We start from the raw sequence: 14115 nt of genomic DNA, 5'->3' as shown, positions 1-14115 counted from the left end.
GATAAAAAGAAATGAAAAGAAATTTTAAAAAAATTGTATTTGCGTTCCTACTAGGTACAATAGCATTTACAAGTTGTAATAAATATCTGGATATCAACCAGAATCCAAATTATCCAGAGACAGCTGAGCCTCGTCTCTTGTTGCCAACAGTGCAAGCAAGTATCGGACAGATCATCGGCAATCAATTGCAGGTATATGGAGGATTATGGTCCCAAGTTTGGACACAAAATCCAACTTCCTCTCAATATATTACTATTGATCAATATAATGTTAAAAGTACAGCTACAAATAGCGTATGGTCTAACATGTATCGTTACGCTCTTTATAATGCACAGGTAATTACTAAATCTGAAAGTACATTAGATAATTATTATAAGGGGATAGCATACATCTTAAAGGCCTACACTTTTCAATTGGCAACAGACGCTTTTGGCGACGTACCTTTAGATGATGCGTTACAAGGAGTAGATTTCCGTAGCCCAAGATATCAATCGCAAAAAGAAGTATATACACAAATTTTTGCAGATATCGACAAAGGCATTGAATTGTTAAACAACAAAACGGGTACGAATCCCGGTCAACAAGATATGTTCTTCGGAGGTGATTTGGAATCTTGGAAAGCATTTGCTAATACATTGAAATTAAAAGCGTACTTAAGACTTTCTGAAGTTGATGCAACTACTGCTGCCGCAGGTATAAAAGCTTTGTATGCAACTAATCCAAAATTTTTGGAAAGAAATGTTTCTATTACTTATACCACCACTGGAGGAAATGAGAATCCGCTGTATAATGAAATGATTGGGCTGAGAAGTGTACAGAATTTGGTTGCCAGCGGAACTATTGTTAAAGCATTTTTAAACAACAATGATCCAAGAAGATTTAAATTGTTCGATAAGCTTTCAGAACAAGATACTATAGCTTTTATCGACCAAGGCGACTTTAGGGCTAATACTAAGAAAAGAGTATCTCCACCTTCTGCATTGGTAGGAGCTAATGTCAGAGATGCGAAATCAGCACTTGCTCCAGCTAATTTGTTTACTCAAGCAGAAAGTTATTTCTTGCAGTCAGAGGCTGCTTACAGAGGTTGGGCAACAGGTGACGCCGAAGTGAATTACAACAAAGGAATTCAAGCTAGCTTTGCAGGATTAGGTTTATCAGCTGAAGACTTGAAAGCCTATATGACAAATGCTACATTTCCTAAAGCTAAAGATGGACAATTGGAAGCGATCATTACCCAAAAATACTTTGCTTTGGCTGGCTTTCAGAATTTTGAGGCATGGAATGAATGGAGGAGAACTGGATATCCTAGTTTCTTTATTGTTTCAAAAGGGTCTGTGATTGGCAATGGTCAAATGCCGCAACGTTTGATTTATCCAAATAGTGAAGCAACCTCTAACGCGAACTTCCCGGGCATTAAGCCTTTAACAGATCGTGTTTGGTGGGACGTAAAATAATCGGTTATTAGGTTATATATTTTAAGAGCGGCAATTTCTTTCGAAATTGCCGCTCTTTGATTTTTTATATATTAGGACAGTCCGAACATGCTCTTATCTTTATGTTTTTTGATATTGTTTTTGTCATTCCGCATTTATCCGTTATTGTACATCTGATAATCATCAAGCCATCATAAGCACCTGCAGGGAAAGAGTCTGCTTGTATCTCCACAGAACTTGAATTTTTATCAGATATAATTCTTCCACCACTAACAGACCAGGATTGGGATACAACATCTTTAGCATTGAATAATTTGTATTGAGAAGAATTTCCGCTGAACACAAATGTATTGCCAGATATTTCTACGTTTTCTGTGTTACGAATAGCTATTTTAGATTCAATTCCTTTAGGATTATTATTTGAGCAACTATTGTAGCCCACAGTACCAGCGTTTGAACCTATGCTTTTTATTGTGACATTGTGACCAAAGCTATTTCCAACAATTTCCAGATCCCCTTTTACATACCAATATACAGGTTCATTTATAGTATAGCCAGATTTTGTTTTGTAAGAAATATTTTGAGTCGATCCTAAACACATTTCAGGTTCTCCATCTAGTAGCATTAGAGGTGTTGCAGTTATTTTACTGTGTTTTATATGGATACTTGCTTTTTCATCTAAACCATTAGATGCAGCTGTAAAACCTATGTATTTGAAACATTTATCTGGCGTGAATTTTAGTGTGAGTGTTGCTGACTGTTTACGGTTAATATCAAGAGGGCCTTGTCTGTACCATCTAGTCTCAATATCCTCACTTCCTTTATTTAATTTACTAATATCGGAAACTAGGGTAGCCCCAGAAACGTTTTTTAATGTGAAGAATGTTATTTCTGGAAAGTACGATTTGCTGCTGACAGCGAGAAAGCTTTTTTATCGATACCAACAATATCTAGAGGTATCGAGATGGTATATTCATTACCTCGCTGAAAATCACCTTTAATAACCCCATTTGCTTGGGTGTATGGATTTAGAGTTATATTAACGGATGTGTCGAGTTTCCCATTGGTCATGTTCCCAGTACTGACATAAAAAATATTCGATTTCATAGCATCCAGCGTGATTTGCTTATTATCAATAAAACCACTTAATGATTGGGCCGACCCACCGCTAGTTGGTATATTGGCGGCTTTTAAAGATGTTTTAGTTTGATCCAGATTTGAGTCCAATTTATTCACATTTTCGAGTTATATGAGATTTTGATAGCTTTTGTCCACGGTCGATATTAGATTAAGATAAGAGCTTTTTGTGGGTAATATAACCTTTAGATGAGCGGGTTGCTGAGATTGAAGTTATTGCAAACCAAAATATTTGGCATTCTTTGGTGCATCGGGTGAATCTACAGAAATGTACAGTAATATTTGTCTTTGGAAAGCATTGGGAGAAAACTGGAATTGATCTTAAAAACCCAGGTAAATTTCCATTACGCTTACCATATGGTAATGATGATACAACAACGAATCCAAATGTTCAGGCAGCATACGGTAACGGACAATATGTTTATACCGAAAATGTTTGGTGGGCAGGCGGTACTCGCTAGTACACTTAATTCAATATAAGGCAAAAAGCGATCTCGAAAGGGATCGCTTTTTGTGTTTTTATTATTTCTGATTCTCCGTGACCTCGAACTTGGGGAAATTACAATCCGAGTTGTTATTTTAGGTAAGGAGAATGAACTTTAATCTTAATAACTCCTCCAAAAAGTTTAATGTTTATAAAGTTTGATTTTTGTTTATTTTGTTTGTTTCGTTTATTTCGTTTAAATTTGTAGTATAAAATCTTATATCATGACTATATTTGAAGAAATACAACGCCCTACGAAATCGGAGCAAAAAGTAGCTAATGCTTCTTATACTACATTAGCGGCTGCGTTATTACAGATCCAGTCCGATAATACTGAGATCGAAATAGAAGAGACAAATGATCGTATCAAAATACCATTTAAAGCTCTTCGATTTTTGGGAGATATTCTAAAAGCAATGGGGGAGGGGAAGCCCGTTTCTATAGTTCCCGTTGCTACAGAGGTAACTACACAAAAGGCCGCTGAGATCCTTGGCTGCTCTAGACCACATCTTGTTAAACTTCTGGAGGGAGGTGAAATTGCTTATACGAAGGTAGGGAAACATCGCCGTATCCGATTTGAAGATGTTTTGAGATATAAGGAAAATATGAAGGAGGAACAAAAGAAACATATCATCGATATGATGAATGCCGATGAAGAAACCGGTTTGTATGATTCATAGTGTTCGGTTCAAGGCTGTTTTAGATACGAATGTCGTGTTTCCCATTGTCATTCGCGATCTACTTTTTTGGCTAGCCTATTATGAGCTTTATACGCCAAAATGGAGTGCACATATTTTTGACGAATGGAAAGATGTTATGCTGCGCAAAGATGTTTCGGTAGTAGAAGCTGAAAAAAGGATACAGCGCGCAAATAAAGCTTTTCCAGAAGCTCTAGTTAAGAACTATGAGGTACTGATTGAACATTTGAATTTGCCAGATCCAAGAGATTGTCATGTACTGGCAGCAGCAATAAAAACGAATGCAAACGTCATTGTTACCAATAATTTAAAGGATTTTCCAGCAGAGTACCTCACATCATTTGGATTGACAGCCAAGAGTGCAGACGACTTTCTGACGGATATTATAGATTTAAATCCGGAACAGGCAATATTGGCATTTAAAGAAATGGTACTGAACCGTCGTAATCCAGCTATGAATGAATTTGAGGTATTGGATAGCCTCCGTAAATCGGGTCTAACAGATACGGCAAACTATCTTCATGCATTACTTTAAGGATCACGCAAAATAAAAAAACAATCTCCCTATTGAAACTTTATGACTGCCCAAAGAGTGATTCGATTCTGAAAGTAGAATATAATTTTATCAGCAGTTTCCTTGGGAATATTCACGGGTGATCTTCGGCTCATAGAGAGATTTGAACTTTTCATAAAGCAATGTATATATCAAAATCATCAATTTCTGGATTTTCGCGCTTTATCGAATTATAATATAAATTTGTAGCTAGATTTTCTTTTTCAATATTCGGATATTGATATTCGTCCCCAAACGGTTTATAATTGATGTGTGATAATTGTGATGTATTGAGAAGTAGCTTGCTTCAAAAGACATAAAACGACCATAAAAGGAATTTTTATCGTATATCAATGGCAAGCAATTTTATTTCATTGTTTAGCCAAGTACTGGGTATATAGGTTTCAAGTAAATTTACCATAAGAATTATTTCATTAAAAGGGTATTTCTCTTAAATACCTAAACAATCAGCATCAGTACCTCAAATCTACCCACCAATTCCCTGAAATCAACAATAAACTTCGTCTTATCAAACGATAGTTCCTTGCGTTTTTTCGCTTTGAAGAGGTGATTATTGCAATAGTAATCCCAAACTTTTATTAGTTCTCCAGCTTCACGTAATTCGAGGAGGTCTTCAAATCTTTTATCTTGGCAACCCAGATCACCAACTAAATTGAAAAAGTTTACAAAATTGTTGAGTGTGTCCACTTGGACAGGATCTGCTTCAAAGCCTTCGATAATTTCTTTTGAAGAATAAATAATGGCTTCAATCGGAGGTAGTTCTCCTATACCGGACAACCATGCTTCTAAATTGAAAGGTGCTTTAAAATTCCCGCTGTTATTCATCAGTAAACTAAGCAAACTTTCTATCGATGAGGAGAGAAGCACTTTTCCATCGAAAGAAATAAGCAATTTGTCATTTTCGTCGGTGTCTTCATACCAAATGAAAAATTGGCCTGAGGGGGTGTCTAATGGTGCATATTGCGAAATCCAAATTCTATAATCTTGACAATGCTCCAGAAATTTTTCACTTTCGGTAAGAATCTTCTTGTATGTAATCCTCATATTGTCAACGCCTTCCTCCAATGCAAATTCAGGGTTAGTGCTTTTATTCGTCAATTTCGCCAGCGCAATTTGTAACTCTAAAGGGGTGAATGCACTTTTATAGTTTTTCTTGATCAGAAGATAGATTGTAAGCGCGAATTTAGGTTTATTAAAATAACCGCGTGAGACTAATATTTTTAGAATCTCTAATAATTCATGATTAACTTTTGAACGCCCCCCTTTTTTAACCTCTATTTTCCAACGATAATTTCTAATTGTGCGATCTTTATAGGTGACGGTAAATTTATAATAATCTAACTCTAAATGCTCGTCTTTTTGATGGAGGTGTGTGCCGTGAATATCAATAGTTTCTTTCGGCGCCAGATCGTTTGGTATAATTTTTCGAATCCCAGTCGATGCAATAGCAGGTAGGATATCCAAGTATTCCGTCTTGATATGCTCCTTAAAAAATGGATTGAGAATCTCTGAAAAGTATTTGTTTACCTTTCCCATTAAAAACGAAACTTCCCGCTCAGATATTTTTTTCTTTTTGCAGATCTCATAGAAACGGACAAGAATTTCGAAGTCAATTCTTGGGACTTTCTGCCTACTGAGTTGTTCCGTGGTGGAAATAATATGGTTATCTGTTTTCTCTTCCATTAGGTGGTAAATTTACTCGACCCAAAAGTAAGAAAATTTTAAATTATGCTATGTAATTTCCGTTTTGGAGCTTTAAAACGCTATTCGAAGTCAATTTTTCTAAAACGTCATTTATGACTTGGCGTTTTTCAATCATATCCTCTGTCAAATAGAGATACTCAAAAATATCTTTCAATGACTTTTTCTTTTTGAAATAGCCAATCTCTTTCATTCCTACGATTACTTCTGCTGCGTCTGATGGATTAATTAAGCTAAAAACTACCTTGTCAACCAGTGTGCCATCACTATATGGGGAATTATCAGGAGGTAGAAGATCATGCACTTTCCAATTAAGGGCAGCAGCAATTAAAGGGAAATCAATAGGATTGAAAACGGCATCCATGTTCTCGTTTTTAACGTTGTTGACATAAGTGTCTCTCTTTTCCAAAATTAAAGAAAACTTCGATTGCAATATTCCTAATACGTATAACCGATAGATTACCCTATTAATGATATACAACGACAAACTACTAATTTTCACCATTTGCGATAATACATTCAAATGGTGTATAGAGTGAAAAGTTTTAATCCGATAAAATTTGTATATTTGTACTAATTAATTGTTTATATTTGTATTGTATATTTGTTATATAGTATTGTATATTAATATCTTGAATAGCTTTTAACGCTGAATCTTGTTACAGAAAACCTAGGAAATTTTCAAAAGCGCAAGATCGGGAGTTAAAGGCCATATCTCTACCTTTGTAGATACAAAGGAGAGATGGGCTTACTCTTGATTCGCTTTTTGGCTTCCTAGGGCCGTCTGTAGAATTCATAGGTAAGTCCCATCTCTTTTTTTGAGATAGTTCAAAACCAACTAAGATTCATCGCTCAAGCTTTTTTATAAACTTAAAAAAGAGAGTTATGAACATCAATGAACATGGAATTTTCATGGGAATCCCTCCTTAGCTTATCCGTAGTGACAGGTCAAAGCGACCATATCCGAAACAGTGTCAGTGTATTTATATCAACTGCTGTGTTAACCAATTTTTAGACGACTATATCGGAAGAATTTTACGAGTTATTATAACAAGCTCCTCCTAGGTACTCGCTTAGGAAAGGGGTGAATTATGACCATTGTTAGAACCTTAAAAATGAACAATTTTTATAAGGCTGGGGGAGAACTGCCTATTACGAAGAGATATCCCAGTTCAAAACAAACAAGATGGAAGCGATCTATTGCTTTTTTAGATAAGACGATGAGCGTTCCAATCATACAGATTACAATTTTAGTAATCTTATATCTTTTAGTTTCTATGTTTAGTTTATCGGCTCAGACGCCCCGCAAGGACAGCGGGGCCGATGGGCTTTTAACAAATGCTAAAACCTCGCAGGTTGTTCTTCCTGCTGCGATTGAACCGGTAAAAGATACCACCAGAATCAAACCATTACAGCCCGGAAATAAGGTTCCGGAAGCATTCTGGAATGCTGAACATTCATTTTTGGTTGGAAACAAGGCGGTCAAATCGGCCTTATCTAAATTCCGTGGTAAGCTGCTGCTGCTTGACTTCTGGGAGCCCTACTGTTACGCCTGCCTGCTGAAATTCCCCGCACTGGATTCCCTCCATGCACAGCTGGGGGAGCTGGGAAATATCGTCCTTGTCAGCAGCAAACAATACCGGCGCGGTACGGCTGAGTACATAAGCCAGAAACTGGATGAGCAAGGACAGCGGCAGAAGCTAAGGTTAGACATGGATAAGATCGTTCAGGATGATACCTTAATGGATTATTTCCCCCATACCTATATCCCCCATTACATACTAATTGATAGCAACGGCACCGTGCTGGCACTGGGAAGTGTAGAAGTATTCGACACTATTGCTCAGATTATTAAAGATGAAGTAGTCCATAACAACAAAAAACAGTGCAGATGAAAACAGTTGTAATAGGGCTGATCTTTATACTGTTCCAGCTGAACGGTATGGCCCAGACGAAATCGATCCTGATAAAAGGAAAAGCCACAAACACAGCTAATAAAGGGATTTCCCATGCTACGGTCAAAACCGTCCTTTCCGGTAAAGATTTCAGGACAGACGGAAATGGATATTTCCAGCTTAACCTTGCGCATGCCGATACGCTCGTCATTTCGGCGCTGGGGTTTAAGACCCGTAAAATAGCAATAAACAGAGACGATCAGGATCTCATCATCCAGTTGGATACCCTGCAGCGCGTACTGGAAGAAGTACAGGTCAATACCGGTTATCAGACCGTTTCGGCAAACCGGATAAACGGGTCTGTGACGGTTCTTGGTGAGAAAGCCCTGAACCTTCAGGTGAGCCCCAATATCCTGGAACGGCTCGATGGGATTACAAACGGACTGACCTTTCAGGTGGGCAGGGAAAACCCGTATGGTCCGCAGAATAAAACCAATATCACGGTACGGGGATACAGCACCATCAACGGACCGCTCGATCCGCTCATTGTGCTGGATAACTTTGTCTATGAAGGGAAGATCGAAAATATCAATCCCGGTGATATTGCATCGGTCACTGTCCTCAAAGATGCCGAGGCGACTTCGATCTATGGCGCGCGGGGCGGCAATGGCGTCATTGTACTGACGACAAAAAAAGCAAAAGCAGGCGAGCCGCTCCGCATAGAAGCGAATGCGGGTACAACCATAGCTGAAAAACCCGACCTCTTTTCCGTACCGCAGATGAGCAGTGCCGACTATATCGCAGTAGAGGAGTTCCTGTTCGAAAATAAATACTTTGACCGTGACCTGGGCAGGACAACATTCCCGCCCATCACGCCACTGGTATATCTGCTCGCAAAGAAACGCAGTGGCCAGATAACGGAGCAGGAGTATACTGCCGAGCGGGCTTTTCTGGAAAAAGCTGATTTCAGAAAGGACTATACCGATTATTTTTATAAAAATGCCGTTACCAGCCAATATAACCTGGGGATCACCGGCAGTGGCAAGGGGATGAACTATGCCATCAGCGCCGGACATAACGATAGTAAAGATAACTATGGACAGGCAGGCGCAAAGGATAATCTCAGGTTCTCACTGGGTATGCAGCTGAGCGAACGGGTGAAGTTTTCCCTGTCCACGATGTATACCAACAGCCGGAATAACAATAGGCAGATCCCGACCTTCGCACAGCTGAGCCGAGTAGGAGGTCGCCAGTCTGTGCCCTACATGTCACTGTTTGACCAAAATGGCCGGGAAAATGCTTTTTACCGGGATTACAATCCATTCCTTATCGATACGGTAGGGGGCGGGCGTCTGCTGGACTGGCATTACTATCCCTATTCTGATCCACAGTATACGGACTGGAAATCACGGCTGTCCGAGCTTCTGGGAAATGCGGCAATAGAGGTCAAGATCCTGGATGGCCTGAACCTTGCTACCTACTACCAGCTCCAGCGGCAGGATATCGGGAATGAAAACCTTTACGGGCAGCAGAGTTACTACACGCGGAGTTATATCAATAGATTTTCAGAAATCAACGAACAGTCGGGGGAAGTGACCTACAGGTTTCCCAAGGGTGATATCCTGGCCAGGTCCATCGCCTATGTGGGCTCCCGGTCCTTCAGGGCACAGCTGAACCTCAATAAAACCTATGGCTCGCACCGTATCGTGGCCATGGCGGGGATGGAAGCCCGTGAATCCAGCAGTGGCGGCGAGTCCTGGACGTATGCGGGGTACAGAAAGGATCCGCTCGGTTATCTTCCGGTGGATTTTGTGAATGTCTACCGTACCCTTCCGCTCAGTGGCTACGAGTATATGCCGGGTGCGCCGGTGGTGGAGCCCTCGCTGGTGAACAGGTTCACCAGTATCTACGGGAATTTTAACTACATTTACCGGGACCGGTATTCGCTGAGCGGGAGCATGCGCCGGGATGGATCCAATATCTATGGCGTCAGTACCAACGATAAGTGGAAACCATTATGGTCGGTCGGCCTGGGCTACGATATCACTAAAGAAGATTTTTTCCGGTCCACGGCGGTTGACCAGCTCCGGCTGAAGGCAACCTATGGCTATAGCGGCAATGTTGACCTTAGCCGGTCAGCATTGCCGGTAGCGACATTCGGCAATAACCCGGCGGATGTGGGCGGACTGCCAAGCGCGGTGATCAATTCGCTGAACAATCCATCCCTGCGCTGGGAGCAGATCCGGCAGGTAAACTTTGGGATCGACTTTGCCCTGAGCCGCTGGGGGATCAGCGGGAGCATGGAATATTACCGCAAAGACGGAACTGACCTCTATGGTCCCAGTGACTTTGACTATACCACGGCAGGAGGCTTTCAGACCATCGTGATGAACGTGGCTTCCATGAAGGGGAATGGAGTGGACCTGCTATTGAAATACGTCCTGGACAAAGGAAATTTCAGCTGGATCAATACGCTGATCTACAATTACAACCAGAGCAGGACAAGCAAATATTATGGCCCTTCACGCAAGAGCCCATTGGCGCGCCTGGTCGTGCAGGGTGGCAAGATGATCACCCCTGTCGAGGGTTATCCCCTGTATTCCCTGGCCGCGTACAGATGGTGCGGATTGGATGCCAGCGGTAACCCGCAGGGGTACCTGAACGGGGAGCTATCCACAAACTACAGTGCCATGAGCAATATTGCCAGTGACGGGCAGGGCAGTATGGAAACCATCCGGTTTCTGGGATCCGCCATTCCGACAAGTTTCGGCTCCTGGCAGCATGAATTCCGCTACAAAGGCCTGTCGCTCTCTTTTGCGCTGACCTATAAAGCCGGTTATTATTTCAGGAAACCTTCCATTAATTATTCTTCGCTGATCAATTTTGGGATTGGGCATCCTGATTATGCGGACAGGTGGCAGCAACCGGGAGATGAGACCGAGGTGCCTGCATTTGAGTATCCGCTAAAAATGCCGGGACGCGACAATTTCTATCTGGCAAGCGAGGTGTTGGCCCGAAATGCAAGCCACGTGCGGTTAAAGTTTGTGAACCTTGTCTACGACCTAAAAGGGATCAGTAAGCTCCGCTATCTGAACAATGCTTCGCTCTACCTCAATGTCAACAATGTGGCCCTGCTCTGGACGGCCAACAGGGAAGGCCTGGACCCGGACTATTTCAGCGGTATTCCGCCACAGCGCATGTGGTCCGTTGGTTTTCGTACATCATTTTAATCACAGTCAAGATGAAAATAACACTAATCATAATATTATGCCTTTTTACATCCTGTGGTAAGTTTCTGGATGAAAAGAGCAGTAACAAACTGGCGGTGCCGGTCAGTATTTCTGACCTGCAGGCCCTGCTGGACAATCAGTCGATGATCAATGACAAGCGTACCCCAGCTTTTTTGCAGGCAAGTGCAGATGACTATTTTTTACCCGAAAATGTACTGAATGGGCTGGCAGCAGAAGAAAAGCTGCTCTATACTTGGAAACCCTTTGACTACTATTTCGGTAATGACTGGTCTGCCGCTTATCATGTAGTCTATACCGCCAATTACTGTCTGGAGCGATTGGAAAAAATCCCGAAGACAGCGGAGAATACGGCTTCATGGGACAACGTCTATGGTTCGGCCCGGTTTCTGAAAGCTTATTGTTACCTTGGACTGGTCTGGGCTTTTTGCAGAGAATATGACCCTGATGGTTCAAATGACAGCAGGGGTATCGTGCTGCGAAACAGTTCCGATTTTAATGTGCCCAGTGTGTTTTATACTGTTGGAGAGAGCTATGCGGAGATCATCCGGCTGGCAGAAGACTGCCTGCAATATCTGCCGGAGAAACCGCTTGTTAAAGCGCGACCTTCCGTCCCTGCAGCCCATTCGCTACTCGCCAGAGCATTGCTTTCCATGGGAAGATACGGGCAGGCGCTGATCCATTCGGAGAAAGCACTCCTGATCGATAAGGCCCTGATCAACTTTAATAGTCCGGCCGATGGAATAGCGATAAACTCCGAAACACCATTTGGGAAGTTTACAAAGGAAACCATCTTTTATTCGGAAATGAGCCAGAACTTTAACATATTTCACCCGGGAAGAGCATTTGCGGATACGGCGCTGATGGCACTCTTTGAGGCCGGAGATCTGAGGCTAAAAGCCTACTACCAGTCTGATGGCGGGTACTATAAGTTCAAGGGCACGCATTCGAATACCATAAGTTCGCTCTTTTCGGGACTCACGACCGCCGAGATGTATCTGATCAGCGCGGAATGCCATGCCCGGGCAGGTAATCTGGCAGAGGGCGTCCGGTATTTAAATACGTTTCGGAAGAGCCGATGGGATGCTTCCACTGCATATCAGGATATCCCTGCCGATAGTAAGGAGAAAATATTGGGCAATGTACTGGATGAACGCAGGAGAGAACTGGCGATGCGTGGGATCCGCTGGTCCGATATCAAGCGGCTCAACCGGGAGGGGTATGGCATCACGCTGAAACGTGTGCTGGGGGAGGAAACCATAGTTTTGCAGCCCGGCAGTGACTCCTATATATTACCGCTGCCCAAAGATCTGGAGAAATTTTTTGAATGATCCAAAAGCAACAGTCCCCGGGCAAATGGCCGGGGACTGTTTTAAAACCTTTGAATAAATGCTTATCACATGAAAACCATTTAATTCAAGGGGCGGTTTACTGGATCAGAATATCCTGAGGAAGATGATCCTGTGATCACACGGTACTGGCCGGAGGAAAGATGCTCCTGGCTCTGAATGGATACCTTTGCGGGATCCAGTTCTGTTCCGCCGTTCATGGTGTTTGTAAGGGGCACCTTGATCGAACAGGCTTTATCCTGGGCGAGGCTATTGCTACATGGACTTCCGGGTTCCCAGTTTGCGGGATTTTCTACGGAACTCTGTTCGTATGGCGTATCGCCAGCTCCGGGCGTGTAGATAAAGGTTACCTCACTCTGGGTCGCCCGGTCAATAAGGTTGAACGAACTGAACCCGATAATTGCAGCGCCGGCTACCATAGCCATTGCATGCTTTTTGATGAAAGATATTGCTTTCATACCGAGGCCTTTTTTATAGTAGCAAAAAAAGTTTACCTCCACAAAAAACTCTATGTTAATTTTTTTTGACCAACACTTTGCTTTAACGAGGTGCATCAGTCTGTCCTGTGCCTCGGGATCTGTTTTTACGGGCTGTGCCTTCACGTGTCATAATTTATAGCTCTAACCGGCCAGGCCGGGAAGACAGCAAACCGCATTTTAAATTTTTTGACGCGCTCCAGCATAACCGCATAGACCGGAATACGTACCACCTGAGGCCTGGCTAAAAATAAAATGACCTGCTTTTTATATCGCTTACACCTAGCCATGGGGGCAGTTGGGCCAGTCAAGTACCACCCCAATATGGACAGCAGCAATAACAGCAGGTTGACAACTAGGTGTCCGCCCCAGGAGAGCCTACTCAGTACCGAAGCACAGCCGCAGGGCTTCTGCGCGTATAAACCGGCGACGCCAAGACCGATGTAGACAGTAAAGACCGTTAACAGCAATGCAGACAGCACAAACGGATCAAAAAATAGATGTTTTGTATTCCTGAAAGGATGAATAGAAAACAGTATCACTATACCCAGCTCCATCAGTGGCAGGGACCAGAACAATATTCCTGCCCACCAGCCGGGAAAGGGCTGCAGTTTCAGTGCCTGATGGAAGCCCGGCAGATCCCATAGCTTATCCAGCGCAACGTATGCCCAAAAGAGTATCATAAAGGCGCGGATACTGATGATGGTGATATGTGAAGCTCTTGTTTTCATTTTTTTTAGCATTATAATTCCAGGTCGTATATTTAATACAACTATTTATAAATCAGATATTTAGATTTGTTTATTCGGTTTTGTGTTTGTATCTTAGTTTTACCAAATTCAATTATTTCATTCCTGTTTATATATAACTACCATAAGTAAGCAATATGTACCTGCTATAAATGGTTTTATTTTTTAAATAGCTGTTTATTAGGTGTTTATTTTTTTATTTAGATGGTTATATAAAGCCTTTGTTATACTTAAATGATGAGATATGGGGGAAGATCCTTTTGAAATTTTAGTTAAAGAGCCCGAACGGGGTTTGCGGCTTATTATGGGTAAACATGGTAGCCAGCTAAAAAATCGTATCAGAAACATTGTTAACAATGATGATGAACTGG

Annotated in this window: 13 protein-coding genes; 7 read left to right on the top strand and 6 right to left on the bottom strand. The window is 41.9% G+C overall.

Annotation, left to right across the window (positions count from 1 at the left end; genetic code table 11):
- Positions 1-11 precede the first annotated feature (11 nt).
- Positions 12-1454 carry a SusD/RagB family nutrient-binding outer membrane lipoprotein gene (locus D7322_RS18810; protein ID WP_245971380.1) on the top strand — a complete coding sequence of 481 codons (1443 nt, stop codon included), beginning with the start codon at positions 12-14 and terminating at the stop codon, positions 1452-1454.
- A gap of 64 nt (positions 1455-1518) precedes the next feature.
- Here the strand turns inward: D7322_RS18810 and D7322_RS18805 are convergent, their stop codons facing one another.
- Entirely contained in the window at positions 1519-2058 is a 540-nt protein-coding gene (locus D7322_RS18805) for a hypothetical protein (protein WP_147430489.1), read from the bottom strand.
- 260 nt (positions 2059-2318) lie between these two features.
- Positions 2319-2669 (bottom strand): hypothetical protein, encoded by a 351-nt coding sequence (locus D7322_RS18800; protein WP_121125791.1) that lies wholly within the window; start codon positions 2667-2669, stop codon positions 2319-2321.
- 155 nt (positions 2670-2824) lie between these two features.
- Here D7322_RS18800 and D7322_RS18795 point away from each other — a divergent pair, with 155 nt between their 5' ends.
- The 3 genes from D7322_RS18795 (at position 2825) to D7322_RS18785 (ending at position 4287) form a co-directional block, all read left to right on the top strand.
- A complete protein-coding gene (locus D7322_RS18795; protein ID WP_220700119.1) occupies positions 2825-3031 on the top strand; it encodes a hypothetical protein in 207 nt (68 codons plus the stop codon).
- 247 nt (positions 3032-3278) lie between these two features.
- Positions 3279-3734: a helix-turn-helix domain-containing protein gene (locus tag D7322_RS18790; protein WP_121125790.1), complete on the top strand. Its 456-nt coding sequence runs from the start codon at positions 3279-3281 to the stop codon at positions 3732-3734.
- Positions 3724-4287 (top strand): PIN domain-containing protein, encoded by a 564-nt coding sequence (locus D7322_RS18785; protein WP_121125789.1) that lies wholly within the window; start codon positions 3724-3726, stop codon positions 4285-4287. Before D7322_RS18790 ends, D7322_RS18785 begins: the two co-directional genes overlap by 11 nt.
- A 477-nt stretch (positions 4288-4764) precedes the next feature.
- Here D7322_RS18785 and D7322_RS18780 read toward each other — a convergent pair whose 3' ends face one another.
- Positions 4765-6009 (bottom strand): hypothetical protein, encoded by a 1245-nt coding sequence (locus D7322_RS18780; protein ID WP_121125788.1) that lies wholly within the window; start codon positions 6007-6009, stop codon positions 4765-4767.
- Between the two features lie 43 nt (positions 6010-6052).
- Positions 6053-6436: a hypothetical protein gene (locus tag D7322_RS18775; RefSeq protein ID WP_147430488.1), complete on the bottom strand. Its 384-nt coding sequence runs from the start codon at positions 6434-6436 to the stop codon at positions 6053-6055.
- A gap of 706 nt (positions 6437-7142) precedes the next feature.
- Between D7322_RS18775 and D7322_RS18770 the strand changes: the two genes are divergently transcribed.
- The 3 genes from D7322_RS18770 to D7322_RS18760 are packed head-to-tail and all read left to right on the top strand — an operon-like array spanning position 7143 to position 12501.
- Positions 7143-7922, top strand: a complete 780-nt coding sequence (locus D7322_RS18770) for a TlpA family protein disulfide reductase (protein ID WP_183078767.1) — start codon at positions 7143-7145, stop codon at positions 7920-7922.
- A complete protein-coding gene (locus tag D7322_RS18765) occupies positions 7919-11152 on the top strand; it encodes a SusC/RagA family TonB-linked outer membrane protein (protein WP_147430487.1) in 3234 nt (1077 codons plus the stop codon). Before D7322_RS18770 ends, D7322_RS18765 begins: the two co-directional genes overlap by 4 nt.
- A gap of 11 nt (positions 11153-11163) precedes the next feature.
- Complete coding sequence (locus tag D7322_RS18760; RefSeq protein WP_121125784.1) at positions 11164-12501, top strand: RagB/SusD family nutrient uptake outer membrane protein; 1338 nt, start codon at positions 11164-11166, stop codon at positions 12499-12501.
- An 80-nt stretch (positions 12502-12581) separates the two neighbouring features.
- Here D7322_RS18760 and D7322_RS18755 read toward each other — a convergent pair whose 3' ends face one another.
- A complete protein-coding gene (locus D7322_RS18755; RefSeq protein WP_147430486.1) occupies positions 12582-12977 on the bottom strand; it encodes a hypothetical protein in 396 nt (131 codons plus the stop codon).
- 140 nt (positions 12978-13117) lie between these two features.
- Positions 13118-13726 carry a MauE/DoxX family redox-associated membrane protein gene (locus D7322_RS18750; RefSeq protein ID WP_183078766.1) on the bottom strand — a complete coding sequence of 203 codons (609 nt, stop codon included), beginning with the start codon at positions 13724-13726 and terminating at the stop codon, positions 13118-13120.
- Between the last annotated feature and the right edge of the window lie 389 nt (positions 13727-14115).

Source organism: Sphingobacterium puteale (genome assembly GCF_003627955.1).
Lineage (GTDB): Bacteria > Bacteroidota > Bacteroidia > Sphingobacteriales > Sphingobacteriaceae > Sphingobacterium > Sphingobacterium puteale.
This window is presented reverse-complemented; position numbering and strand designations above follow the sequence as displayed.

Coding starts and splice junctions, on each gene's coding strand:
- D7322_RS18810 (WP_245971380.1), top strand. CDS start 12: ATGAAAAGAAATTTTAAAAAAATTGTATTTGCGTTCCTACTAGGTACA.
- D7322_RS18805 (WP_147430489.1), bottom strand. CDS start 2,058: ATGCTACTAGATGGAGAACCTGAAATGTGTTTAGGATCGACTCAAAAT.
- D7322_RS18790 (WP_121125790.1), top strand. CDS start 3,279: ATGACTATATTTGAAGAAATACAACGCCCTACGAAATCGGAGCAAAAA.
- D7322_RS18785 (WP_121125789.1), top strand. CDS start 3,724: ATGATTCATAGTGTTCGGTTCAAGGCTGTTTTAGATACGAATGTCGTG.
- D7322_RS18780 (WP_121125788.1), bottom strand. CDS start 6,009: ATGGAAGAGAAAACAGATAACCATATTATTTCCACCACGGAACAACTC.
- D7322_RS18770 (WP_183078767.1), top strand. CDS start 7,143: ATGAACAATTTTTATAAGGCTGGGGGAGAACTGCCTATTACGAAGAGA.
- D7322_RS18765 (WP_147430487.1), top strand. CDS start 7,919: ATGAAAACAGTTGTAATAGGGCTGATCTTTATACTGTTCCAGCTGAAC.
- D7322_RS18760 (WP_121125784.1), top strand. CDS start 11,164: ATGAAAATAACACTAATCATAATATTATGCCTTTTTACATCCTGTGGT.
- D7322_RS18755 (WP_147430486.1), bottom strand. CDS start 12,977: ATGAAAGCAATATCTTTCATCAAAAAGCATGCAATGGCTATGGTAGCC.
- D7322_RS18750 (WP_183078766.1), bottom strand. CDS start 13,726: ATGAAAACAAGAGCTTCACATATCACCATCATCAGTATCCGCGCCTTT.